The organism is Halorubrum xinjiangense (assembly GCF_049604745.1).
GTDB classification, from domain to species: Archaea; Halobacteriota; Halobacteria; order Halobacteriales; family Haloferacaceae; genus Halorubrum; species Halorubrum xinjiangense_A.
Genome location: NZ_CP187140.1, coordinates 2,287,408 through 2,313,077 on the forward strand (window position 1 = coordinate 2,287,408; position 25,670 = coordinate 2,313,077).

At 67.4% G+C, this 25,670-nt stretch carries 21 protein-coding genes; 18 read left to right on the forward strand and 3 right to left on the reverse strand.

From position 1 onward, the window contains the following. Nucleotides 1-5 precede the first annotated feature (5 nt). Together ACOZ35_RS12750 and ACOZ35_RS12755 are read right to left on the reverse strand one after the other, a co-directional pair. Entirely contained in the window at nucleotides 6-1,949 is a 1,944-nt protein-coding gene (locus tag ACOZ35_RS12750) for an ABC transporter ATP-binding protein (RefSeq protein ID WP_424013928.1), read from the reverse strand. A gap of 295 nt (nucleotides 1,950-2,244) precedes the next feature. After that, nucleotides 2,245-2,523, reverse strand: coding sequence for a DUF7538 family protein (locus ACOZ35_RS12755; RefSeq protein ID WP_424013929.1), 279 nt, complete (start codon nucleotides 2,521-2,523; stop codon nucleotides 2,245-2,247). Nucleotides 2,524-2,640: 117 nt separating this feature from the next. On the opposite strand from ACOZ35_RS12755, the gene rnz reads away from it, so the two are divergent. The 9 genes from rnz (at nucleotide 2,641) to katG (ending at nucleotide 14,431) form a co-directional block, all read left to right on the forward strand. After that, a complete protein-coding gene (rnz, locus tag ACOZ35_RS12760) occupies nucleotides 2,641-3,570 on the forward strand; it encodes a ribonuclease Z (RefSeq protein WP_424013930.1) in 930 nt (309 codons plus the stop codon). Nucleotides 3,571-4,311: 741 nt separating this feature from the next. Continuing rightward, nucleotides 4,312-5,238 carry a replication factor A gene (locus ACOZ35_RS12765; RefSeq protein WP_424013931.1) on the forward strand — a complete coding sequence of 309 codons (927 nt, stop codon included), beginning with the start codon at nucleotides 4,312-4,314 and terminating at the stop codon, nucleotides 5,236-5,238. Nucleotide 5,239: 1 nt separating this feature from the next. Then, nucleotides 5,240-5,905, forward strand: coding sequence for an RPA family protein (locus tag ACOZ35_RS12770; protein ID WP_424013932.1), 666 nt, complete (start codon nucleotides 5,240-5,242; stop codon nucleotides 5,903-5,905). A gap of 209 nt (nucleotides 5,906-6,114) precedes the next feature. After that, nucleotides 6,115-6,519: a CopG family transcriptional regulator gene (locus tag ACOZ35_RS12775; RefSeq protein ID WP_424013933.1), complete on the forward strand. Its 405-nt coding sequence runs from the start codon at nucleotides 6,115-6,117 to the stop codon at nucleotides 6,517-6,519. Nucleotides 6,520-6,851: 332 nt separating this feature from the next. Beyond that, nucleotides 6,852-7,955, forward strand: coding sequence for a pyruvate dehydrogenase (acetyl-transferring) E1 component subunit alpha (gene pdhA, locus ACOZ35_RS12780; protein WP_424013934.1), 1,104 nt, complete (start codon nucleotides 6,852-6,854; stop codon nucleotides 7,953-7,955). After that, nucleotides 7,956-8,942: an alpha-ketoacid dehydrogenase subunit beta gene (locus ACOZ35_RS12785; protein WP_424013935.1), complete on the forward strand. Its 987-nt coding sequence runs from the start codon at nucleotides 7,956-7,958 to the stop codon at nucleotides 8,940-8,942. 45 nt (nucleotides 8,943-8,987) lie between these two features. Continuing rightward, a complete protein-coding gene (locus ACOZ35_RS12790) occupies nucleotides 8,988-10,640 on the forward strand; it encodes a 2-oxo acid dehydrogenase subunit E2 (RefSeq protein WP_424013936.1) in 1,653 nt (550 codons plus the stop codon). After that, nucleotides 10,640-12,067: a dihydrolipoyl dehydrogenase gene (gene lpdA / locus ACOZ35_RS12795; RefSeq protein WP_424013937.1), complete on the forward strand. Its 1,428-nt coding sequence runs from the start codon at nucleotides 10,640-10,642 to the stop codon at nucleotides 12,065-12,067. The genes ACOZ35_RS12790 and lpdA overlap by 1 nt, the downstream gene beginning before the upstream one ends. Nucleotides 12,068-12,301: 234 nt before the next feature. Next, nucleotides 12,302-14,431: a catalase/peroxidase HPI gene (gene katG, locus ACOZ35_RS12800; protein WP_424013938.1), complete on the forward strand. Its 2,130-nt coding sequence runs from the start codon at nucleotides 12,302-12,304 to the stop codon at nucleotides 14,429-14,431. Between the two features lie 217 nt (nucleotides 14,432-14,648). Here katG and ACOZ35_RS12805 read toward each other — a convergent pair whose 3' ends face one another. Beyond that, complete coding sequence (locus ACOZ35_RS12805; RefSeq protein WP_424013939.1) at nucleotides 14,649-15,044, reverse strand: ArsR/SmtB family transcription factor; 396 nt, start codon at nucleotides 15,042-15,044, stop codon at nucleotides 14,649-14,651. 212 nt (nucleotides 15,045-15,256) lie between these two features. Here ACOZ35_RS12805 and ACOZ35_RS12810 point away from each other — a divergent pair, with 212 nt between their 5' ends. The 9 genes from ACOZ35_RS12810 to polC all read left to right on the forward strand — a co-directional run bounded on the left by ACOZ35_RS12810 (nucleotide 15,257) and on the right by polC (nucleotide 25,634). Then, nucleotides 15,257-15,652 (forward strand): cupin domain-containing protein, encoded by a 396-nt coding sequence (locus tag ACOZ35_RS12810; protein WP_424013940.1) that lies wholly within the window; start codon nucleotides 15,257-15,259, stop codon nucleotides 15,650-15,652. Between the two features lie 175 nt (nucleotides 15,653-15,827). Further along, the gene (gene arsD, locus ACOZ35_RS12815) at nucleotides 15,828-16,157 is read left to right on the forward strand and encodes an arsenite efflux transporter metallochaperone ArsD (RefSeq protein WP_424013941.1); all 330 of its coding nucleotides are present in this window, start codon (nucleotides 15,828-15,830) and stop codon (nucleotides 16,155-16,157) included. A gap of 3 nt (nucleotides 16,158-16,160) precedes the next feature. Continuing rightward, entirely contained in the window at nucleotides 16,161-18,113 is a 1,953-nt protein-coding gene (arsA, locus tag ACOZ35_RS12820) for an arsenical pump-driving ATPase (protein ID WP_424013942.1), read from the forward strand. After that, nucleotides 18,110-18,526 (forward strand): halo-CC-star protein HcsL, encoded by a 417-nt coding sequence (gene hcsL / locus ACOZ35_RS12825; protein ID WP_424013943.1) that lies wholly within the window; start codon nucleotides 18,110-18,112, stop codon nucleotides 18,524-18,526. Before arsA ends, hcsL begins: the two co-directional genes overlap by 4 nt. Further along, nucleotides 18,517-18,741, forward strand: coding sequence for a halo-CC-star protein HcsS (gene hcsS, locus ACOZ35_RS12830; RefSeq protein ID WP_424013944.1), 225 nt, complete (start codon nucleotides 18,517-18,519; stop codon nucleotides 18,739-18,741). Before hcsL ends, hcsS begins: the two co-directional genes overlap by 10 nt. Nucleotides 18,742-19,092: 351 nt before the next feature. After that, nucleotides 19,093-19,422 carry a DUF5783 family protein gene (locus ACOZ35_RS12835; protein ID WP_424013945.1) on the forward strand — a complete coding sequence of 110 codons (330 nt, stop codon included), beginning with the start codon at nucleotides 19,093-19,095 and terminating at the stop codon, nucleotides 19,420-19,422. Between the two features lie 75 nt (nucleotides 19,423-19,497). Next, nucleotides 19,498-19,884, forward strand: a complete 387-nt coding sequence (locus ACOZ35_RS12840) for a NifU family protein (protein WP_424013946.1) — start codon at nucleotides 19,498-19,500, stop codon at nucleotides 19,882-19,884. 238 nt (nucleotides 19,885-20,122) lie between these two features. Then, complete coding sequence (locus tag ACOZ35_RS12845; protein WP_424013947.1) at nucleotides 20,123-20,542, forward strand: PPC domain-containing DNA-binding protein; 420 nt, start codon at nucleotides 20,123-20,125, stop codon at nucleotides 20,540-20,542. Nucleotides 20,543-20,582: 40 nt separating this feature from the next. Then, nucleotides 20,583-25,634 carry a DNA polymerase II large subunit gene (polC, locus tag ACOZ35_RS12850; RefSeq protein ID WP_424013948.1) on the forward strand — a complete coding sequence of 1,684 codons (5,052 nt, stop codon included), beginning with the start codon at nucleotides 20,583-20,585 and terminating at the stop codon, nucleotides 25,632-25,634. The last annotated feature ends 36 nt before the right edge of the window (nucleotides 25,635-25,670 follow it).

A 25,670-nucleotide genomic window follows, 5' to 3' on the forward strand; every position in this document is an offset into this window, starting at 1 on the left:
CCCGATCAGTCGTCGTCGCTCTCGGCGTCCTCGACGATCCGGGCGGTGCGCTCCTGGGCGCGGTCGATGAACTCCTGCGGGAGCTCGTCGATCTCGCCGGCCTGAACGCCCCAGAGGTGCGCGTACAGCCCGTCGTTGTCGAGCAGCTCGTCGTGGGTGCCGCGCTCGGCGATCTTCCCGCCCTCCAACACGAGGATCGTGTCCGCGTCCTTGATCGTCGAGAGCCGGTGGGCGATCGCGAACGTCGTCCGTTCCTCCGTGAGGCGGTCGAGCGAGCGCTGGATCAGCATCTCCGTCTCGGTGTCGACGTCGGAGGTCGCCTCGTCGAGGATGAGGATGTCCGGGTCGGTCAGCACGGCGCGCGCGATCGTGATCCGCTGGCGCTGGCCGCCGGAGAGCTTCACGCCGCGCTCGCCGACCATCGTGTCGTAGCCGTCGGGGAGGTTCTGGATGAAGTCGTGGGCCTCGGCGGCCTCGGCGGCCTCCCGGACCTCCTCGTCGGTCGCGTCGAACGTGCCGTAGGTGATGTTCTCGCGGACGGTGCCGTAGAACAGGTACGACGACTGCCCGACGTAGCCGATCGAGCGGCGCAGCGACCGCAGCGTCACGTCGCTGACGTTCTGGTCGTCGATCCGGATCTCCCCCTCGTCGACGTCGTACATCCGGAGGAGGAGCTTGAGCACGGTCGACTTGCCGGCGCCGGTGGGGCCGACTAAGGCGAGCGTCTCGCCGCCCTCGACCGCGAAGTCGATGTCCTCGACGATGGTCTCGTCGTCGTAGCCGAAGGAGACGTCGTCGTACACGACGTGTCCATCGTCGACGTCGAGCTCCTGTGCGTCCCGGTCTTCCGCCAGCTTCGAGGGCTCGTCCATCAGCCCGAAGATGCGCGCGGAGGAGGCACGGGCGCGCTGGTACATGTTGATGATCTGCCCGAACTGCGCCATCGGCCAGATGAACCGCTGCGTGTAGAGGATGAACACGACGAACATCCCCTCGGAGAGCTCGCCGGTGAACGGCCCGGGCGGTCCCTGGAACACCCAGAGCCCGCCGACGATGAACGTGAGCACGAAGCCGATGCCGGCGAGGACGCGGAGCGCGGGGAAGAACTTGATCCGGGTCTCGATGGCGTCCCAGTTCGCGTCGAAGTAGTCGAAGGAGACGTCGTCGACGCGGTCGGACTCGTAGGACTCGGTGTTGGCGGCCTTGATCACCTGGATGCCGCCGAGGTTGTTCTCCAACCGGGAGTTCATCTTCCCGACCGTCGACCGCACCTCGGCGTACTTCGGCTGGATGATCTTGATGAACAGGTAGGTGAACCCGGCGATGACGGGGACGGGCAGCAGCGCGACCAGGGCGAGCTGCCAGTTGATCCAGAAGAGGAGGACGCTGATCCCGATCACCATCACCGACAGGCGGAACACGGAGTTCATCCCGTCGTTGAGGAACCGCTCCAGACGGTTCACGTCGTTCGAGAGGATGGACATCATCTCCCCGGTCTGCTTGTCCGAGAAGAAGTCCATGTTGAGCCGCTGCATCTGGTCGTACGTGTCGGTCCGGACGTCGTGCTGGATGTTCTGGGCGAAGGCGTTGAATCCCCAGTTCCGGACCCAGTGGAACCCGGCGCCGAAGAGGAACGCGCCGGCCAGCACCGCGATCGTGAACCAGAACTGCGCCGCCTGTTCCGTCGGCAGCCACGCGTCCGGCAGCAACACGAGCGGGATCTGCTCGTCGAACGCGGCCTCGCCGCGGAAGATCGCGTCGAGGGCGATCCCGAGCATCAGCGGGGGAAGCAGATCGAGCAGCCGCGCGAAGACGCTGGCGAGGACGCCCACCGTCACCTGCGGGGCGTAGTCGCGGCCGTACTCGACGAACAGCCGCTTCATCGGATTCTCGATCTTGTCCCGCTGCTCCTCGAAGGGATCGTCTTCCTCCCAGTCGACGCCACTCATCACAAAGTCGTATCAGGTAGGACGGCAAATAGGTTTCCTTCGAACCGAAATACATCGGCAGAAAACGCCGGTAAGAGCGGTCGATCGGGTGATCTCGCCCTCGCGAGCCGCGGTCGACGGCGGGGACGCATTCGGTCGTGCCGGGGTAGAATCGGCGGCGCTCGCCCGCGTCGAACCCGGCGGCTGTACGAGGCCGCCGACCCGTCGACCGACCGGCGTCCGCGGGCCCGGCGACCGCCCGGCGACCGCCCGGCGACTGCCCGATGACCCCGGACCTGTCGACCGCGCGACGGGCTCAGAGTTTGCGCTGTTCCACGTCGGTGTCGATCCCGGCCTCGTCGAGGTCCTCCCGGACGCGCCGCCGGAGCGGATCCGGGACGCCGTCGCGCGGGACCGGCGCGGCCGTCCCCCCCTCGTCGTCGTCGGTTGGGACGGCCCAGTAGAGGACGCGGGCCGTCTCGGCGTAGAACTCCACCGCGTATCGGTCGTTACCCCCCTCGTAGTGGACGCGGGCGGCCGCGCCCTCCGCGCGCCACCCCTCCTGTTTGACCAAGGCGGCGATCGGATCTCGCATGGTCGCCCTCGGGCGGCCGGACTCATGTGGGTGTCGGCCGGCTCCCCGCGAGGCCGAGCCGGCGGCTCCCTCCCCCGCATCGACACCGGTTTACAACCGCCGCCCCGACGACTCGGCATGTCTCTTCGCGTCACCTTCCTCGGGACGGGCGGCGCCGTCCCGACCGTCGAGCGCGCGGCGAGCGCCGTCTTCGTCAACCGCGAGGGCGACCGCTTCCTCTTCGACTGCGGCGAGGGCACCCAGCGCGAGATGATGCGCGCCGGCACCGGGTTCGCCGTCGACCGGGTGTTCGTTTCGCACCTTCACGGCGACCACGTCCTCGGCCTCCCAGGCCTCGTCCAGACGCTCGGGTTCAACGACCGCACCGACCCGCTGACGGTCCACTGCCCGCCGGGGACCGACGACCACCTCCACGACCTCGTCCACGCGGTCGGCCACGACCCGGCGTTCCCGGTCCGGATCGAGCCCGTCGCCCCCGGCGAGGTCGCCTACGAGACCGACGAGTACGTCGTGCGCGCCTTCGAGACGGAACACCGGACGGTGTCGCAGGGGTACGTCTTGGAGGAGGACGACCGGCCGGGGCGGTTCGACCGCCCGAAGGCGGAGGAACTCGGCGTTCCGGTCGGGCCGAAGTTCGGCCGCCTCCACGAGGGCGAGTCGGTCGAGGCCGAGGACGGCACGGTCGTCGAGCCCGAACAGGTCGTCGGCCCGCCGCGTCCGGGCCGCAAGCTTGTGTACACCGCGGACACGCGCCCGCGCGAATCGACCGTCGAGGCCGCTGAGAACGCCGACCTGCTGATCCACGACGCCACCTTCGCCGATGACATGGCCGACCGCGCCCGCGACACGGCCCACTCCACCGGCCGCGAGGCGGGGTCGATCGCCGAGCGCGCCAACGCGAAGCGGCTCGCCTTAGTCCACATCTCCTCACGCTATGCGGCCGACGCGCGGCCGATCCGCCGCGACGCCCGCGAAGAGTTCGACGGCGAGTGTCTCCTCCCCGACGACGGCGACCTGATCGAGGTGCCGTTCCCCGACGCGGACTGAGACGTTGACGGTCCGACCGGTCAGTACGACGTGGACGGCTTTGCGACCGACACGGAGACCGCCGCCAAACTCTCATCCGTTCGCTTATAAATAATCGACTGCCGATCGACGGGCGACACCGCCAAAGCCCCAGCCGTTCGCTTATAAATGGTTGATTACGGATCGACGGGCGACACCGCCAAAGCCCCAGTCGCTCACTTGTACATGACTGAGTGAGGATCGGCGGCGAACACCACCAAAGCCCCAGTCGCGAGGGCTCGGTGCGCTCGCTGCGGTCCTCGTCGCTCGCTCCGCTCGCTCCTGCGGTCCTTGCGTCGCGCGCCTTCGCCCTCGCGGCTGCCCCTTTGAGCCCCGCCCCGCACAGCGACCGCACCGCACCTCACGCCTCCCCAGCCTCGTCGGCGGCTCCCTTCAGTCGCCGCCGACTCCCTCGCGCGTGCTCCTCGCGCCCGCAGGGCGCTCGGAGGCACGCGCCACCGCCCCGTCTCGGCACCCTCGTCGAGTCCTCATCCCGTGCGGCTGCGATCCGTGTGATCGTTCCACTCGAAACGAAGCCCGCGCGTGGCTGACGCGCGTCTGACGCGGTCGCACCCGCACGATCCCTCGATCCGCGAACCACCGGGAGACGGCCGCTTCCAGTCGTTCATTCACTTTCACCGCGGTCACCGTCGTTTTAATACGATGAGGAACCAACCGTCGTACGCCTCCCACTGAAAACAAGACCGGAGGCGGAGACACCCCATGAGCGAACTGCGACAGGAAGCGGAAGCGATAGCGGAACAGTTCTCGGACCACACCGACGTCGACCCCGACGACGTTGAGGAGCGGCTGACGACGCTCGTCGACGAGTACCGCGTGCCGCTCGACGAGGCGAGCCGGAGCGTCACCAACAGCTACCTCGAAGACGCCGGCATGGAGCGCGACGAGCTCGGCCGCGGCGGCAGCGAGGAGGTCCTCGTCAACGACATCGACGAGGACGAGCAGTGGGTCGACCTGCGCGTGAAGCTGGTCGACCTCTGGGAGCCCCGGAGCGACTCCATCTCGCAGGTCGGCCTGCTCGGCGACGAGTCGGGCACGATCAAGTTCGTCGCCTTCGAGACCTCCGACCTCCCCGAGCTGACGGAGGGGCAGGCGTACGAGCTCTCGAACGTCGTCACCGACGAGTACGAGGGCAGCTACTCGGTGAAGCTCAACCGGACGACGGGCATCACCGAGATCGACGAGGAGATCGAGGTCGGCGACAACGCCGACACCGTCGAGGGCGCCCTCGTGGACATCCAGTCCGGATCCGGGCTGATCAAGCGCTGCCCCGAGGAGGACTGTACGCGCGTCCTCCAGAACGGGCGCTGCTCCGAACACGGCCAGGTCGAAGGCGAGTTCGACCTCCGGATCAAAGGCGTCCTCGACGACGGCGAGACCGTCACCGAGGTCATCTTCGACCGCGAGGCCACCGAGGAGCTCACCGGCATGACCCTCGAAGAGGCCAAGGACATGGCGATGGACGCGCTCGACACCACCGTCGTCGCCGAGGAGATGGGCGAGGACGTGCTCGGGCGCTACTACCGCGTCACCGGCCCGACGTTCGGCCGGTACGTCCTGGTCGACGAGATGGAGGATCCCGGCACCGTCGACGTTGAAAACGCGCTGATCGAAGCGAGGTCGATTTGAAATGAGCCAGTCAGCCCCCACCCGAGAGGTCGCCCGGCGCGTGTTCGCCACCGAGTTCAACGACGCCGGCTACACGTTCACCGAGTCCGACGACGAGCGCGCCCCCGTCTACGCGCTGTTACCGACGGGCGAGTCATCGAATCGCGTGTTCTTCGTCGGCACCCTCACGGAGAAGGAGGACGTCGGCGAGGACAGCGAGTACTGGCGCGGCCGCATCGTCGACCCGACGGGCACGTTCTTCGTGTACGCCGGCCAGTACCAGCCGGAAGCCGCTTCCAAACTCCGGGACTTGGAGCCCCCGGCCTACGTCGCAGTCGTGGGGAAACCCCGGACCTACGAGACCGACGACGGCACGGTCCGGGTCTCCGTCCGCCCCGAGTCGATCACCGAGGTCGACGCCGCCACCCGCGACCGCTGGGTCGCGGAGACCGCCCGGCGCACCGTCGAGCGCGTCGCCGCGTTCGACGACGAGGGCAACGAGTACGCGCGAATGGCCCGCGAGGAGTACGACCTGGATCCCCAGACGTACAAGGCCGCCGCGCTGTCGGCGCTTGAGGACCTCGACGAGAGCGGCGACGAGCTCGCGGGTGACGAGTCCGCCGACGGCGACGCCGCGCTCGACGACGCCCCGGACGAGGCCGACCCGGCCGGGACGCCCGAACCCTGACGCGGCCGACCCGACCGGCACGCCCGAACCCTGACGCGGCCGGCGTTTCGGCGTTCTGACGCGGTCGGCGCGCCGGACCGCTGACGCGCCGCTCCCGATTTTTCGCGACGCTCGGCGCGGTTCTGCGCGGTTCTGCGCCCGAACGCGATTTCCATTCTTGCGACCGTCTGACAAACGCTTAAGTGATCCGCGGAACGAACGGTCCGATAATGGGCAACAAGAACAAGACGATCTCGTTCCGCGTCAACGAGGACGCGTTCGAGACCCTCCGCGACATCGCCGAGGAGCGAGACATCTCCCTGTCGGCGGTCTTCCGGGACTACGTGGATACGCTCGTTGCCCACGACGGTCAGGTCCGGGTCATCCCGGAGGCCGAACTGGACAGCATGGGCGAAAGCGGGGAGTCGTTCCCCCCGAAGATCGAGGTCCCGAAGAGCTTCGTCCGCGAGCACGAGCGGCTGGAGCTCGAGGCCGAGCACCTCCGCGAGCAGCTCGAAGAGCACAAGCGCTACGTCAACTACCTCCGCGAGCAGCTGGAGGACGGCGACGAGGACGTGATCCAGCTGGAGGACCTCGACGGCGAGCCCGACGAGCCCTCGTTCCGACTCGGGTAGCGTTTCGTTCCATCCAGAACGCCCCCTCCCCCGGTTCTGCCGTTTCGGTTTCGTTTCCCGAGCCGCGGCTCTGTCAGTCGCGTCCGGCGTTCCCCGCGAGCGGACCCCCGCGCGAAAACCTTCCTGTTCGTCCGTTACTGACCGACGAAACGCCCATGTTGGAGAAAATATTGCCGAACGACTCGGAGTTTGTTCAGAAACGTCCGATTCTCTCCCAGTCTGATGGACGGTCTCTCAGCGCGAAGCCGCTATTTCTGATTATACTAAATTATTTACGAAAACGATATTACCCGGGCGGTGGACGTATCGAACATGCGAAGGTGGGTTCGACCGTGACCGTGTTCGACAGGGCGTACGACGATACGGTTCGCGTCCTCGACGAGGACGGCGAGGTCGTCGGCGATCTCCCCGACCTCGACGACGAGTCGCTCGTCGAGATGTACAGGCACATGCGGCTGGCGCGCCACTTCGACGGCCGCGCGGTGAGCCTCCAGCGGCAGGGCCGGATGGGGACGTATCCTCCGCTCTCGGGGCAGGAGGGCGCCCAGATCGGGTCGGCGTACGCGCTCGACGCGGACGACTGGATGATCCCGTCGTACCGCGAGCACGGCGCCGCCCTGGTCCACGGGCTGCCGCTCAAACAGACGCTGCTCTACTGGATGGGCCACGAGGACGGCAACAACGCGCCGCCGGATGTCAACGTCTTCCCGGTCGCCGTCCCCATCGCGTCGCAGGTGCCCCACGCGACGGGCGCCGCGTGGGCCTCGAAGCTCCGCGGCGAGAACGACGCGTTCATCTGCTACTTCGGCGACGGCGCGACGAGCGAGGGCGACTTCCACGAGGGGGTCAACTTCGCCGGCGTGTTCGACACGCCGACCGTCTTCTTCTGTAACAACAACCAGTGGGCGATCTCCGTCCCCCGCGAGCGGCAGACCCGGAGCGCGACGCTGGCGCAGAAGGCGGAGGCGTACGGCATCGACGGCGTTCAGGTCGACGGGATGGACCCGCTCGCGGTGTACAGCGTCACGGAGGCGGCCTTGGAGAAGGCACGCGACCCCGAGACCGACCGGCCGCGGCCGACGCTCATCGAGGCGGTCCAGTACCGCTTCGGCGCGCACACGACCGCCGACGACCCGACCGTCTACCGCGACGACGACGAGGTCGAAAGCTGGAAGGCGAAGGATCCGATCCCGCGGCTGGAGGCGTACCTCCGGAACGAGGGGATCCTCGACGACGAGCGCGTCGCGGAGATCGAGTCGTCTGTCGAGACGCAGGTCGCGGACGCGATAGACGCGGCGGAGTCGATGGCGCGCCCCGAGCCGCGGGAGCTGTTCGAGCACGCCTACGCGGAGCTTCCGCCGGAACTGGAGCGGCAGTACGAGGAGTTCGCCGCGCTGCGTGACGAGCGCGGCGACGCGGCGTTCCTGGAGGATTGAATGACCGAGACACAGAACCTCACGCTGGTACAGGCGATACGAGACGGATTACACACCGAACTTCGCGAGGACGACGACGTCGTCGTGATGGGCCAAGACGTCGGGAAGAACGGCGGCGTCTTCCGCGCCACCGAGGGCCTCTTCGACGAGTTCGGCGGCGATCGGGTGATCGACACCCCGCTCGCCGAGTCGGGCATCATCGGCACCGCGGTCGGGATGGCCGCGATGGGGATGCGACCGGTCCCGGAGATCCAGTTCTCCGGGTTCATGTACCCCGGCTTCGACCAGATCGTCTCGCACATGGCGCGGTTCCGCACCCGCAGCCGCGGGCGGTTCACGCTCCCGATGACGCTGCGGGCGCCCTACGGCGGCGGGATCCGCGCGCCGGAACACCACTCCGAGTCGAAGGAGGCGTTCTACGCCCACGAGGCCGGGCTGAAGGTCGTCATCCCCTCGACCCCCTACGAGGCGAAGGGGCTGCTCGCGGCGTCGATCCGCGACCCCGACCCGGTGATCTTCCTCGAACCGAAGCTGATCTACCGGGCGTTCCGCGAGGAGGTGCCCGAGGAGCCGTACACGGTCCCCATCGGCGAGGCGGCCACCCGCCGCGAGGGCGACGACGTCGCCGTGTTCACCTACGGCGCGATGACCCGCCCCACGCTGGAGGCCGCCGAGACGCTCGGCGAGGAGGGGATCGAGTGCGAGGTCGTCGACCTCCGGACGATATCCCCGCTCGACCGCGAGGCGATCGTCGAGGCGTTCGAGAAGACCGGCCGCGCCGTCGTCGTCCATGAGGCCCCCAAGACCGGCGGGCTCGCGGGCGAGATCACGGCGATTCTCCAGGAGGAGGCCCTCCTCTATCAGGAGGCGCCGATCGGCCGCGTCACTGGCTTCGACGTGCCGTACCCGCTGTACGCGCTGGAGGACTACTACCTCCCGTCCGCGGCGCGCATCGAGGACGGGATCTTGGAGGCGGTCGAATTTTAAGATGTCCGCCGGAGATACACCTATGACAACGGAGGAGGCCAACGAATGACCGTCAAGGAGTTCAAGCTCCCCGACGTCGGCGAGGGCGTCGCGGAGGGCGAACTGGTCTCGTGGCTGGTCGCGCCCGGCGACCGGGTCGAGGAGGACCAGCCCGTCGCCGAGGTCGAGACCGACAAGGCGCTCGTCGAGGTCCCGTCGAGCTACGACGGGACCGTCGAGGAACTGTTCGTCGAGGAGGGGGAGATGGTCCCCGTCGGCGACGTGATCATCTCGTTCCGCGTCGACGAGGACGGCGACGCCGGGGCGGCGGCCGACGACTCTGGAACTGACACCGAATCGGCGTCCGATTCGGCCGCGGGCGACGAGCCCGAGCCGGAGCCCGGCGCGACCGCCGACGAGGGCGACGCGGAGTCTGTCGAGTCCGAACCTGACACGCCCGCTGGGCGCACCTTCGCGCCGCCGTCGGCCCGCCGGCTCGCCCGCGAGCTCGGCGTCGACGTCGCCGCGGTCGACGGGAGCGGCCCCGGCGGTCGCGTGAGCGAGGCGGACGTGCGGGCGCACGCCGAGGGCGGTGTCGGATCCGGCGACGCTGGCGGCGGCGACGGGGCTCCGGAACCCCGGCCCGCACCGACGCCGACCGACACGGGGTCCGAGGGGCGGAAGTCCGCCGTCAGTAAGCGCGGCGCCGGCGGCTCCGCCGACGGGGCGTCGGCGACCGGCGCCGCCGGCGGGCCCGAGCCCGCGGGCCGCGAGACGACGCTCGCGACCCCCGCGACGCGGAAGGTCGCGCGCGAGCGCGGCGTCGACCTCGACGACGTGCCGACCGACGAGACCCGCGACGGCGAGGCGTTCGTCACGGCCGAGGCCGTGAACGCGTACGCGGACGCGCTGGAGGCGGCGGCCGAGTCGACCTCCGAGGCCGAGACGGAGCCGGCTGCCGTCGACGCGGGCGGGGAGCCGGCCGCGACGGACGCCGCTTCCGCAGCTCCGGGCGACGAGACCGTCCCCTACCGCGGCGTCAGGCGGACCATCGGCAAGCAGATGGAGCGGTCGAAGTTCACGGCACCGCACGTCACCCACCACGACACCGCCGAGGTCGACGCGCTCGTCGAGGCGCGCGCGGAGCTGAAGCCGAAGGCCGAGGCGAAGGACGTGAAGCTCACCTACATGCCGTTCGTGATGAAGGCCATCGTCGCCGGCCTGAAGGAGCACCCGTACCTCAACAGCGAGCTCCGCGAGGACGACGAGGAGATCGTCTTGAAGAAGGAGTACAACCTCGGAATCGCCGTCGCGACCGACGCCGGCCTGATGGTCCCCGTCGTCGACGACGTCGACGAGAAGGGGCTCTTCGAGCTGGCCGACGAGGTGAACGACCTCGCCGCCCGCGCCCGCGAGCGCAAGCTCAAACCCGCGGAGATGAAGGGCGGCACGTTCACGATCACCAACTTCGGCGCCATCGGCGGCGAGTACGCCACGCCGATCATCAACTACCCCGAGACCGCAATCTTAGGCCTCGGCGCCATCGAGGAGCGCCCCGTCGTGCGCGAGCGCGACGGAGAAAGCGACGTCGTCCCGGCGCCGACGCTGCCGCTGTCCCTGTCGATCGACCACCGGGTCGTCGACGGCGCGATCGCGGCCCAGTTCGCCAACACCGTCATGGAACACTTAGAAAACCCCCTGCTGCTACTCAACGAATAATGGTCGTCGGAGACGTCACCACGGGAACGGAGGTACTGGTCATCGGCGCGGGGCCGGGCGGCTACGTCGCCGCCATCCGCGCCGCACAGGAGGGGCTCGACACCACGCTCGTCGAGAAGGACGCCTACGGCGGCGCCTGTCTCAACCGCGGCTGTATCCCCTCGAAGGCGCTGATCACGGGCAGCGGGCTCGCCCACGAGGCGGGCAACGCGGAGTTCATGGGCGTCCACGCGGACCCCGCCGTCGACATGGGGAAGATGGTCGAGTGGAAAGAGGGCGTCGTCGATCAGCTGACGGGCGGCGTCGAGAAGCTCTGCAAGGCGAACGGCGTGAACCTGATCGAGGGAACCGCCTCGTTCGTCGGCGAGGACACCGTCCGCGTCGCGCACGGCGGCGACGGGCAGGGCTCCGAGACGCTCTCGTTCGAACACGCGATTATCGCGACCGGCTCGCGGCCGATCCAGATCCCCGGCTTCGAGTTCGCCGAGGACCACGTCTGGAGCTCCGCCGACGCGCTCGACGCCGACACGGTCCCGGACCGGCTCGGGATCGTCGGCGGCGGCTACATCGGGATGGAGCTGGCGACGACGTATGCGAAACTCGGCGCCGACGTGACGGTCGTCGAGATGCTCGACGACATCCTCGACCCCTACGAGGACGACGTGAAGCGGATCGTCCGCACCCGCGCCGAGGAGCTGGGCGTCGAGTTCCACTTCGGCGAGGGAGCCAGCGAGTGGTCGGAGGCGCCCGACGGCGGCTACTTGCTCCACACGGAGACGGAGGAGGGCGAGGAGTCGTCGTACGGCGTCGATAAAATCCTCGTCGCGGTCGGCCGCAAGCCGGTCACGGACGGCCTCGACTTAGAGAAGGCCGGGACCGAGACCGACGAGCGAGGGTTCATCGACACCGACGACCGCACCCGCAGCGCGGTCGAACATATTCACGCCGTCGGCGACGTCGCGGGCGACCCGATGCTCGCGCACGCGGCCTCGAAGGAGGGGATTGTCGCCGCCGAGGTGATCGCGGGCGAACCCGCCGCGATGGACCAGCAGGCGATCCCCGCGGCCGTCTTCACCGACCCCGAGATCGGCACGGTCGGGATGACCGAAAGCGAGGCCGAAGACGCCGGCTTCGACCCCGCGGTCGGCGAGATGCCCTTCAACGCCTCCGGCCGCGCGATGACGACCGGCCACACCGAGGGGTTCGTTCGGCTCGTCGCCGACGAAGAGACCGGCTTCGTCCTCGGGGGACAGATTGTCGGCCCCGAGGCGTCGGAGCTGGTCGCCGAGGTCGCGCTCGCGATCGAGATGGGCGCGACCCTGGAAGACGTGGCCGCCACCGTCCACACCCACCCGACGCTCGCGGAGGCCGTGATGGAGGCTGCCGAGAACGCGCGCGGCCAGGCCATCCACACGCTGAACCGCTGAGCGCTCCGAACTCCCGCGGGCGCCCGCTGAACTGTCCGCTCTCCGAACTGTTCGGCCGTTCGTCAGTCGCCGCCTGTTCTCATAAACTCCGAGACGCGTCGCCAGGGTCACCAGCATCGATTTCGCAGATCCACAAATAGAACTTCATAATTTCGATAGAAACCCTCTGGTATCCCCATGTTTCTCTCTCCGAATTAGACAATATTATCTGCGAAGAGGGCCGACCATTTCTTGATGGCTAGTAATACCCAAGACTGGTGGCCGGACCAGTTGGACTTAGAGCTACTCGATCAGAACTCTGCCGACCTCGGTCCGTACGGCGCGGACTTCGACTACGCGGCGGAGTTCGAGGAGCTCGACCTCGAGGCGGTCAAATCCGACCTCGAAGACGTGATGACCGACTCGAAGGAGTGGTGGCCCGCCGACTACGGACACTACGGCCCGCTGTTCATCCGAATGGCGTGGCACAGCGCCGGCACGTACCGCTCGCTCGACGGGCGCGGCGGCGCCGCTGGCGGACACCAGCGCCTCCCGCCGATCAGCAGCTGGCCGGACAACGTGAACCTCGACAAGGCCCGGCGGCTGCTGGAGCCGGTCAAGACGAAGTACGGCGAGAAGCTCTCGTGGGCGGACCTCATCGTGCTCGCCGGCAACGTCGCGCTGGAGTCGATGGGCTTCGAGACGTTCGGCTTCGCGGGCGGCCGCGAGGACGATTTCAGGGGCGACGACGCCGTCGACTGGGGGCCCGAGAGTGAGTTCGAGACGACCTCTCCCGACCGCTTCGACGAGAACGGCGACCTGAAGGCGCCGCTCGGCAACACCGTGATGGGCCTCATTTACGTCAACCCCGAGGGGCCGAACGGCGAGCCGGACCTCGAGGGCTCCGCGAAGAACATCCGGCAGTCGTTCAGCCGGATGGCGATGAACGACAAGGAGACCGTCGCGCTGATCGCCGGCGGCCACACGTTCGGCAAGGTCCACGGCGCCGACGACGGCGACAACCTCGGCCCGGAGCCCGAGGACGCCCCCATCGACCTTCAGGGTCTCGGCTGGGACAACGAGTTCGGCGAGGGGAAGGGCCCCGACACGATCACCAGCGGCATCGAGGGGCCGTGGAACGCCACCCCGACTGTCTGGGACCTGAGCTACGTCAACAACCTGCTCAGCTACGAGTGGGAGCCGGAGAAGGGCCCCGGCGGCGCGTGGCAGTGGACCACGAAGAACGACGAGCTCGACGACGCCGCGCCCGGCGTCGCTGACCCCGGCGACAAGGAGGACGTGATGATGCTCACGACGGACGTCGCCCTGAAGCACGACGACGACTTCCGGGCCGTCTTAGAGGAGTTCCGCGACGACCCCGACGAGTTCCAGCAGACGTTCGCGAAGGCGTGGTACAAGCTCATCCACCGCGACATGGGTCCGCCGGAGCGGTTCCTCGGCCCCGAGGTCCCGGAGGAGACGATGATCTGGCAGGACCCGCTGCCGGAGGCCGACTACGAGACCATCGGCGACGCCGAGGTCGCGGAGCTCAAGGAGGCGCTCCTCGACTCCGGGCTGTCGACCGGCGAGCTCGTCAAGACCGCGTGGGCGGCGGCGTCCACCTACCGCGACAGCGACAAGCGCGGCGGCGCCAACGGCGCCCGCATCCGCCTCGAACCCCAGCGCAGCTGGGAGGCCAACGAGCCCGAACAGCTCGCCGACGTCCTCTCGACGCTCGAGGACGTTCAGGCCGAGTTCAACGAGTCGCGCTCCGACGACGTCCGCGTCTCGCTCGCCGACCTCATCGTGCTGGGCGGCACCGCGGCCGTCGAGCAGGCCGCGGCCGACGCCGGCTACGACGTCGAGGTGCCGTTCGAGCCCGGCCGCGTCGACGCCACCGCGGAGCAAACCGACGAGGAGTCGTTCGAGGCGCTCAAGCCCGAGGCCGACGGCTTCCGCAACTACCTCGGCGACGCCGACGAGGACGTTGAGGACCTCATGGTCGACAAGGCGGACCTGCTGAACCTGACCGCCAGCGAGATGACCGTGCTGGCCGGCGGCCTGCGCGCGCTGGGCGCGACCTACGCCGACCGCACGGCGTTCACGGACGAGCCGGGGACGCTCACCAACGACTTCTTCGCGAACCTGCTCGACATGGAGTACGAGTGGGACGAGGTCACCGACGCCGAGGACCTCTACGAGGTCCGCGACCGCGACACCGGCGAGGTCGCGTGGGAGGCGACGCGCGCCGACCTCATCTTCGGCTCGAACGCGCGGCTCCGCACCATCGCGGACGTGTACGCGAGCGACGAGGAGAAGTTCGTCGAGGACTTCGTCGAGGTCTGGAGCGAGGTCATGACGCTCGACCGCTTCGACCTCGAGTAACGCGGTCGCCGTCGCGGTCGGTTTTCTTTTTCGTTCGAGCCGATCTGCTCACCGCTCGGTCTGCTCGTCACTCGGCTCAGTCTCTCCTATTCACTCTGAAGACATTCTGTGAGAAGAGTCGACCCGACTCACCGCCTCCCATGCCCGCTGCGCCGTGTCGACACCGTCTGTCGACGTGTACTCTCCCCTCCGCGACTCGGTACCCGTGATCTCGGGTTCACAGCGACCGCGACCCGTCGAGCGCCACGAGGACCGCGTTCGCGCGCGGCGTGGCGCGATACATCCGCCACTTCCCCTCTTTCCGGCGCGTGACGAGGCCGGCGTCGGTGAGCTGTGAGAGGGCGTGGCTGATCGCGCTGTCGCTCACGTCCAAGAGCGGCGAGAGCTCGCACACGCACAGCTCCTCGTCGTCGGCCGCGTGAAGCATTCGGACGATCTTGTATCGCGTCTCGTTGCCGAGCGCCGACAGCAGCTCGACGTCGGTCTCTAAGTCGGACCCGCCAACGCTCTCGTTCAGTTCTTCCAGCTCCGCCAACCGGTCGGCGAGATCCTGGTCCGTACAGGAGCCGCACTCGTCGGCGACGTACCGCTGTAAACGCTCGGTGGATGACATACGGACAATTGATCTAAGACGAGATTAAACGTTGCGGACCGTCGTCTCGACGGGTAGCCCGACAGCGAAAACAATATAGTAATCTCTCAAATAAACTCTCGTATGAGGGACACGAAAACCGTGGCGGGCGTCCGGCGACCGGCAACGACTATCCCGGCACGCGCGAGCGACGATCCGGCCGAATTCGCCGCCCCGGGGTCGGGGTGTTCGGCATGACGGTCTCCTACAAGCGGGTCAACTACACCGACGTCGAGACCGTCTCGGGCGCGATGCGGCCGCTTACCGACTCGCTCGACAGCGAGCAGGTCGGCGTGTCGATCGCGCGCTGTGAGCCCGGGTGGCGGAACAAGCCGCACGACCACGCCGCGGAGGACCACGAGGAGATATACGTCCTCTTGGAGGGCGAAGCCACCGTCGTTATCGACGACGAATCCGTCGAACTCGAGGCCGGCGACGCGGTCTGGATCCCGCCGACTGCGACGCGCCAGATCCGGAACGGTGACGTCGAGAGCGCGTTCGTCCTCGTGAGCGCCCCGGCGTCGCAGTGCCGAACCGCGTCATGTACCGACGAACCGGGATCGTGGGCCACCAACGGATTCATCGGCTGATCGGAACTCTCGGCCGTTCAAGCTGACATGACTACGTGACCGCCGCGGAGCCATCCGACCGAAGCGTTTATAATTGTATGAGAGTTTGTTCAAATGAATCGGATACAGCAAGCACGGGACGACGCGTCCTGCTGTGAACGATAGCTCAGACGATCGACGGCGACCCGACCCAATCATGACCCAACTCACCCTGTACGAAGAAGCGATGTGTTGCTCCACCGGCGTCTGCGGTCCCGACCCCGACGACGAACTCGTCGAGGTCAGCGCGGCGCTCGACCAGCTCGAAGACGCGTACGACGACCTCGAAGTCAACCGGGCGAACATGCAGCACAACATCGACCAGTTCCTCGAAACGCAGCGGATCTACGACCGCGTACAGGAGGACGGCCCGTCGATCCTCCCGATCACGGTCGTCGACGGCGAGATCGTCGCCGAGGGCGAGTACCTCTCGTACGACGAACTGACCGCCGCTATCGGCGAGAGCGCCACGCCCCAGGAGGCCTGATACATGTCACAGATAGAGCGGTCGGCGGAGTCGACGGCGACGAGCGCGCGCGAGATCGTCGAACCGAGCGGCGACGAGACGGAGTTCGTCTTCTTCAGCGGGAAGGGCGGCGTCGGCAAGAGCACGGTGAGCTGTGCCACCGCGACGTGGCTCGCCGACAACGACTACGAGACGCTGCTGGTGACCACCGACCCCGCGCCGAACCTCTCGGACATCTTCGGGCAACCCATCGGCCACGAGGTCACCGCGATCGACGGGGTCGACAACCTCTCGGCGATCGAGATCGATCCGGACACCGCCGCCGAGGAGTACCGCCAGGAGACGATCGAGCCGATGCGCGAGTTGCTCGGCGAAGACGAGATACGGACGGTCGAAGAGCAGCTCAACAGCCCCTGCGTCGAGGAGATCGCCGCCTTCGACAACTTCGTCGACTTCATGGACAGCCCCGAGTACGATGTCGTCGTCTTCGACACGGCGCCGACGGGCCACACCATCCGGCTGATGGAGCTCCCCTCCGACTGGAACGCCGAACTAGAGAAGGGCGGCTCGACCTGTATCGGGCCGGCGGCCTCGATGGAGGACAAAAAGCAGGACTACGAGCGCGCCATCGACACGCTCCAGGACGGCGAGCGTACCTCGTTCGCCTTCGTCGGCAAGCCGGAGGACTCCTCGATCGACGAGGTCGAACGCAGCGCGAGCGACCTCGCTGATCTCGGGATCGAGTCGCAGCTGCTGGTCCTCAACGGTTACCTGCCCGAGTCGGTGTGTGACGACCCCTTCTTCGAGGGGAAACGCGCGGACGAGCAGGCCGTCATCGAGCGCGCCCGCGAGGAGTTCGACGCCGACGCGACGGCGACGTACCCGCTCCAGCCCGGCGAGATCGCCGGCCTCGACCTGCTTGCTGACGTCGGCAGCGTCCTCTACGACGGCGCGGAAGCGACCGTCGACGTCGGGACCGCGACTGACGTGGACGCTAACGCTGCGGTCGACTTCGATTCGATGGCGGACGCCGAGGCAGTCGTCGATCAACTGACGCCAAGCGACGAGACGCAGTACCTCTTTTTCACCGGCAAGGGCGGCGTCGGCAAGAGCACGGTCGCCTCGACGGCGGCGACGAAGCTCGCCGAGGCGGGCCACGAGACGCTCGTCGTCACGACCGACCCGGCCGCGCACTTGGAGGACATCTTCGGTGAGCCCGTGGGCCACGAGCCTACCTCGGTCGGCCGAGAGAACCTCGACGCGGCGCGGATCGACCAGGAGCAGGCGCTCGAAGAGTACCGCGAGCAGGTCCTCGACCACGTCACCGAGATGTACGAGGACAAAGAAGACACCCAGATCGATGTCGACGCCGCGATCGCGAACGTCGAGGAGGAGTTGGAGTCGCCCTGTGCCGAGGAGATGGCCGCCTTAGAGAAGTTCGTGAGCTACTTCGACGAGGACGGCTACGACGTCGTCGTCTTCGACACCGCGCCCACCGGACACACGCTCCGCCTGCTCGAACTCCCCTCCGACTGGAAGGGGTTCATGGACCTCGGCTCGCTGACGAAGGGCGCCGCCCCCGCGAAGGGCGACCAGTACGACGAGGTCATCGAGACGATGAAAGACCCCGAGCAGAGCACCTTCGCGTTCGTGATGTACCCCGAGTACACGCCGATGATGGAAGCGTACCGGGCTGCCGCCGACCTCGAAGATCAGGTCGGCATCGAGACCTCGCTGGTCGTCGCCAACTACCTCCTCCCCGAGGAGTACGGCGACAACGCCTTCTTCGCGAACCGACGCGCCCAGCAGGCCCAGTATCTCGAGGAGATCCGCGACCGGTTCGACGCGCCGTTGATGTTGGCGCCGCTCCGGCAGGACGAACCGATCGGGCTCGACGAACTCAGCGCCTTCGGCGAGGAGATTACCGGACTCGCAGACGTTGCCGAAGCGGACGCACCGGAGGTGACGCCCTCGTGAGCGACGCCCAGGATGTGGACGATGCGGCCGAGGACAGCGTGGGCGTGCCCGGTGAGGAAGACGTCGAAGCCAACGTCGAGGCGGCGCTCCGCGAGTTCCTCGACGCCCTCGCCGAGTCGGAGACGTACCAACAGTTCGTCGCGGCTGACGAGGCGTTACAGAACGATGACGACGCGATGGCGCTGCTTCGCGAGTACCAGCGAAAGCAACAACAGATGCAACGCGGCGGCTTCGACGAGTCGGTGATGGCCCAGCTGAAGCAACTCCAGACCGAGATGTCGAACAACGAGACGATCCAGCGCCAGCAGGCCGCACAGACGGCGCTGGTCGAACTGCTCCAGCGGACGAACGACGCGGTTAGCGACGAGATCGGCGAGGAGTTCGCGCGGTCTACCGGAGGTGGGTGCTGTTGAGCGCTTCCGGTCAGGACGCCAGCGAGGACGGAGTCACGGACGACGAGGTCGTCGCGGCCGCCGAGGCGCTCGGCGAGGAACTCGCGGCGGCGAAAGAGTCGGCCTCGGAGTTCGCGTTCACCACCATGGTGATGCAGTGTAACGAGGCGATCAGCGACGAGACCGGGCTTGACTACGGCAGCGTCTGCGGCGCCGACGACGATAGCTGCTGTTAGCGGGGGTCGGTAGGGTCCTCCCCGGCGATCCTGCCGATCGCGTCGCTCCACGGACGGTGTTGTCGACGAGTACTCTCCACATCCTCCCCCAGTATTTCAGCGAACGCGACGAATCCGCGCGAAAGAGCACGACCGACATCGAGACAGTAGATACTATCGAGCAGGCGGGACATCAGACCTCTCTCCGGGATCACCGATCGCTGCGCCTTGAGAATTCTATATCGCGATATATGATTTATTAGCTGCTCACGTTCGGATCCCTCGTCGGAGCACACGCTCCGGCTCTCCGTCCGATCCGGCGTCTCGGCGGCGATCGACCGGCTTTTTTCCCGCCGGACCCTCGCTCGCGACATGGCCGACGAGTTCGACCCGGAGAAGTTCGAGGACAAGTACGCCCACTACTTCAACGAGCTCCAGCGGGCGTACAAGAACGCCTTCAACCAGATGAACGACCGGTACGACTCGGAGCTGATCCACGGAATCGACCAGACCGTGCTCAACGAGTCGGAACCGTTCTACGAGGACGGCGAGTTCCGCGTCGAACTCCCGGAGAACCCCCGCGAGCGCATTCGCGGCGCCGTCGCGGTCGACGACGAGACGTTCGAGGAAACGCTCGAGGAGTACGTCGACCGGATCGAGTCCGAGCTGTACCGGACCCTCGGCGTCGATCGGCCGGAGTGATTCGACGAGGCGTGTCATCCCGACCGGATCCGCCCGAACCAAAGGCATAAGCCCGCCGCCCGCCAACTCGCGGGCATGAGCACGGACACCGACGCGGCTGACGCGGAAAACGAACTCCGCGAGCGGATCACGAACTTCCTGCGGCGCAACTTCCCGCAGATCCAGATGCACGGCGGGAGCGCCGCCATCGCCCACCTCGACCGCGAGAAGGGCGAGGTGACGGTCCAGCTCGGCGGCGCCTGTTCCGGCTGCGGTATCTCTCCGATGACGATCCAGGCGATCAAGTCCCGGATGGTCAAGGAGATCCCCGAGATCGAGACGGTCCACGCCGACACCGGCGCGGCCGCGGGCGCCGACGGCGACCTCGGCGGCACCAGCAGCGGCGGCGGGATGTCCCCCTCCTTCCCCGGCGAGACGAGCGACGACGGCGGCGACGACGAAGGGCCGCAGGCCCCGTTCTGAGTCGGTTCGACTCGCGACGTTCTTCTCTTTCCTCGCTCCGCTCCGCCAGTCGCATCGCTGTTTATCGATAATCGGCCGTTTTCGCAGGTCAGACGCTTCCTAACGTCTCTTCCGGCGTTTCTTCTGTGATTCCGCATCGACGCTGTTTAAATTGTATATCGCTATATCGAATCTCTCTCGGCGGTCTCGCTCGGTCCGACTGAAGCCTTTTTCTCCCCGGCAGCCGTGGGGAGTTGCTATGTACCATCGCGAGGTCGAACCCACGGCGGAGTACGTCGCGCGGTTCGAGACGGGCGCCGACTGGCGCGAGGAGATAGAGAGCCTCGCCCGCGCGGAGGACGTCGAGGCCGGCTGGTTCACTGCGCTCGGCGCGGTCCAGGACGCGGACGTCTGGTTCTACGACCAGGAGGAGACCGAGTACCGCTCGGTCACCTTCGACGAGCCGCTGGAGGTGGCCGCCTGCGTGGGCAACGTCTCGCTTCTGGAGGGCGACGTGTTCGCGCACACCCACGTCGTGCTCTCGCGGCCGAGCGGGCAGGCGCTCGCGGGCCACCTCGACTCCGCGACCGTCTGGGCCGGCGAGTGCCACCTGCGCGCGTTCGCGGAGCCGCTGGAGCGCTCGCACGACGAGGCCACCGACCTCGACCTTTGGCTGTGACCCGCCAAACGCACCGCGCGACTCCCTCGATCGAGGCCCGATGAGACCGGACGACGAGCGCTACTTCGCGCGGATCGAGGAGCGCCTCGACGAGGCGTGGGACGTCGCGGAGACGGCCAAAGAGCAGGGCCGCGACCCGGAGCCCGAAATCGAGATTCCGGTCGCGCGCGACATGGCAGACCGCGTCGAGAACATCCTCGGGATCGACGGGGTCGCAGAGCGCGTCCGCGACCTGGAAGGGGAGATGTCCCGCGAGGAGGCGGCCTTAGAGCTGGTCACCGACTTCGTCGACGGCAACGTCGGCGACTACGACTCCCGCGAGGGGAAGATCGAGGGGGCGGTCCGGACCGCCGTCGCGCTGCTCACCGAGGGCGTCGTCGCCGCGCCGATCGAGGGGATCGACCGGGTCGAACTGCTGGAGAACGACGACGGCACCGAGTTCGTCAACGTCTACTACGCCGGCCCGATCCGCTCCGCGGGCGGGACCGCGCAGGCGCTGTCGGTGCTCGTCGCGGACTACGCCCGATCGCTGCTCGGCGTCGACGAGTACAAGGCCCGCGACCAGGAGGTCGAGCGCTACGCCGAGGAGATCGCCTTATACGACAAGGAGACGGGGCTCCAGTACACGCCGAAGGACAAGGAGTCGAAGTTCATCGCCAAGCACATCCCCATCATGCTCGACGGGGAGGCGACGAGCGACGAGGAGGTCTCGGGGTTCCGCGACCTCGAACGCGTCGACACCAACTCCGCGCGCGGCGGGATGTGCCTCGTCGCCGCCGAGGGGATCGCGCTGAAGGCGCCGAAGATCCAGCGGTACACCCGCGATCTGGAGGAGGTCGACTGGCCGTGGCTCCAGGATCTGATCGACGGCACGATCGGCAAGGACGGCGCGGGCGACGGCGACGCCGCGGAAGCCGAGGAGGGTGCCGACGACGCGGAGGGCGGCGACGGTGAGGGGGCGGACGGCGGGGCGGGCGAGGCGGCCTCCGAGGCCGACGATCCCAGCGACAAGGGCGCGACGGGGCCGCTCCGCGCGGAGCCCTCACAGAAGTTCCTCCGGGACCTCATCGCGGGCCGGCCCGTGTTCACCCACCCGAGTGAGGCGGGCGGGTTCCGCCTCCGGTACGGTCGCGCGCGGAACCACGGGTTCGCGACCGGCGGCGTCCACCCCGCGACGATGCACATCGTCGACGACTTCCTCGCGGCCGGGACGCAGATCAAGACGGAGCGGCCGGGGAAGGCGCACGGCGTCGTCCCCGTCGACTCCATCGAGGGGCCGACGGTCCGGCTCGCGAACGGCGAGGTCCGGCGGATCGACGACCCCGAGGAGGCGAAGGCGGTCCGCAACGGGGTCGAGAAGGTGCTCGACCTTGGCGAGTACCTCGTCAACTACGGCGAGTTCATCGAGAACAACCACCCGCTCGCGCCCGCGTCGTACGCCCCCGAGTGGTGGGTCCAGGAGTTCGAGGCGGCGGGCGCCGACGTTCAGGCCATGGGCGACGACCCGCACGTCGACCTCGAACACCCCGACGTCGACGAGGCGCTCGCGTGGGCGCGCGAGTACGACTGCCCGCTCCACCCCGAGTACACCTACCTCTGGCACGACGTGTCGGTCGAGGCGTTCGAGGCGCTCGCCGACGCGGTCGCCGCGGGCGAGGTCGTCGAGGGCGTCCTGGCCATCGAGCGCACCGAGCGAGTCCAGGACGCGCTGGAGTCGCTTTTGATCGAGCACGCCGCGACCCCGGACGCGCTCCGGATCCCAACGTGGCGCCCGCTCGCGCGGTCGCTCGGGATCGACGATGGGCTCCGGAAGGAGTGGGATGCGGACGACCTCTCGGCCGCGGCCCGCGAGTACGCCGACGGCGAGAACGCGATCCGCGCGGTCAACGAGGTCGCCCCGTTCGAGATCCGCGAGCGCGCCCCGACCCGGATCGGCAACCGGATGGGCCGCCCCGAGAAGTCCGAGAGCCGCGACCTGTCTCCCGCGGTCCACACCCTCTTCCCGATCAATGAGGCGGGCGGCCCCCAGCGCGACGTGGCCGAGGCGGCGAACGTCATGGACGACACGGGCCACCGCGGACGACACGAACTGGAGGTCTCCGACCGCGTCTGTCCGGACTGCGGCGAGCACACCTACGCCGCGCTCTGTCCCGACTGCGAGACGCACACGGAGCCGCACTACGAGTGTAACGACTGCGGCACCGTCTGCGAGCCGGACGAGGCCGGCCGCGTCGAGTGCCCGAACTGCGAGTGGGAGGTGACGGCCGCGACGTACCAAGAGGTCGACGTCAACGACGCGTACCGCTCCGCGCTGGAGACGGTCGGCGAGCGCGAGTCCGCCTTCGAGATCCTCAAAGGGGTCCAGGGGCTCACCTCGCGGAACAAGACGCCCGAGCCGATCGAGAAGGGCGTCCTCCGCGCGAAGAACGGCGTCACGTCGTTCAAGGACGGCACGGTCCGGTACGACATGACCGACCTCCCGGTCACCGCGGTCCGGCCCGAGGAGCTCGACGTCACCGCGGACCACTTCCGCGAACTCGGGTACGAGACTGACATCGACGGCGAGCCGCTGCGCCACGACGACCAGGTGGTCGAGCTCCGCGTCCAGGACATCGTCCTCTCGGACGGCGCGGCCGAGCACATGCTCAAGACCGCCGACTTCGTCGACGACCTGCTCGAACAGTTCTACGGGCTCGACCGCTTCTACGAGGTCAACGAGCGCGACGACCTCGTCGGCGAGCTGGTCTTCGGGATGGCGCCGCACACGAGCGCCGCAACTGTCGGGAGGGTGGTAGGTTTCACATCGGCCGCGGTCGGATACGCTCATCCGTACTTTCACGCCGCGAAAAGGCGGAATTGCTTCCACCCGGAGACGAAAATCTGGTACGAGGACGAAGACGGAAAGTGGCACTATGTCCCCATCGAGACACTCGTTGAGGACCGACTTGACGCCGAAACGGCTGAAGAGGACGACTTCGGGACGCTTGTCCAGAAACTCGATGACGACGTGTACGTACCGTCCGTAACTGAGGATGGCGAGGACACGCTCCAACGGGTCGAAGCACTCTCGAAGCATCCCTCGCCCGACCACCTCGTCCGCGTCGAAACCAAGAGTGGACAGGAGCTGACGGTGACGCCCGATCACTCGATGCGTCGGTGGACCGGCGATGGAGTCGAGCGCGTGTCGGCCCGAGAGTTAACCACGGAAGATGCGCTCCCTGCGCCGAAACAGATCTCGGTCGACGGGGAAACAGCGACGTTCGACCTGCTCGCGGAATTCCTCGACGCGGACGCCGTTTCGAACGACGACCTGATGATCCGAGGGCTCGGCGAGTCTAATCTCAAACAACTCCTCGATGATGCGACAGACGCCGACAACTACCTGAAGCCTGTTGCGGAACTCCTCGACGTTAGTCAGTCGACGGTGTACAACTGGGTGTCTCGCGACAGCATCTCGGCAGGCGTTCTGATCGAACTGTACGACCGCGACACTGTCGTCGAACGCGTTCCCACCGACGTGACACTTGGGATCCGTCGAGACAGCGCTTCGATTTCGCGTCAGTTCGATGTCGACGAGAAAGTCGGCACGATGCTCGGATACTACGCTGCAGAAGGGTTCACCCGGCAGGAGGCTGGGTCGTTTTACCAGACGACAATCTGTACGCCGGACGACGTGCCACGCGACGAGATCATTGACGTCTTTGACGACGTATTTGACGTTGAGGCGTTCGAGGAGAACGAATGGAAGATTACTGTCTCCAGCCGCCTCGTCACGACGCTGTTCTCGGATGTCCTTGACGCCGGGAGTCGTGCGGAGACGAAACGAATCCCGGACTGCGTGCTCTCCGCACCGGACTCGGTTCTCCGAACGTTCCTCGCGGCGTATTTCTCGGGCGACGGAAGTACGTCTAGCGAACGTGTCGAGGTTCGCGCACATACGGTGAGCGACGACCTACAGTCCGACCTAGTCGCAGCCCTCAAGCGGTTCGGTATCGCTACGAAAGTGTATCGCGAGGAGCGTACCCCGAAGACGGGTGCGGTGGCCGAGTTCTACGACGGTGAGCAGTCGTTCGAATCCTGGGTTCTCAAAGTCACATCACAGAACGCCGTGCGGTTCGCTGACCGAGTCGGATTCCACCTCGACCGCAAGGGGGAGACGCTTACTGACGTGCTGGACCGCGTCGACACCCGAACACAGCGACTCTTCGGTGACGGTGGCGACGTTTGGGTTGACGAAGTCGTCTCTGTTGAGACGGTCCAGTCCGACATTGAATCCACATACTGTCTGACTGTCGAGGAGACAAACACGCTCGTCGCGAACGACGTGTACTCCGGTCAGTGTGACGGTGACGAGGACTGCGTGATGCTCCTGATGGACGGGCTTCTCAACTTCTCGAAAGAATTCCTGCCGGACCAGCGCGGCGGGCGGATGGACGCGCCCCTCGTGATGTCCTCGCGGATCGATCCCTCGGAGATCGACGACGAGGCGCACAACGTCGACATCGTGCGGGAGTACCCGCTGGAGCTGTACGAGGCGTCGCGCGAGCTGGCCGACCCCGAGGAGGTCGAAGACCTGATCCAGATCGGCGAGGACACGCTCGGCACCGACGGCGAGTACCACGGGTTCGACCACACGCACGACACGACGGACATCGCGATGGGGCCGGATCTCTCGGCGTACAAGACGCTCGGCGACATGATGGAGAAGATGGACGCGCAGCTGGAGCTGGCCCGGAAGCTGCGCGCGGTCGACGAGACCGACGTGGCCGAGCGGGTCATCGAGTACCACTTCCTCCCGGACATCATCGGCAACCTCCGGGCGTTCTCGCGGCAGGAGACGCGCTGTCTCGACTGCGGCGAGAAGTACCGGCGAATGCCCCTGACGGGCGAGTGTCGCGAGTGCGGCGGCCGCGTGAACCTCACGGTCCACGAGGGGTCGGTGAGCAAGTACGTCGACACCGCCATCGAGGTGGCCGAGCGGTTCGGCTGCCGCCCCTACACGAAACAGCGTCTGAAGGTGTTAGACCAGTCGCTGGAGTCGATCTTCGAGGACGACACGAACAAGCAGTCCGGCATCGCGGACTTCATGTGACGCTCCCAGTCCCCCGTCGCCGTGGCCTGTCCCGCG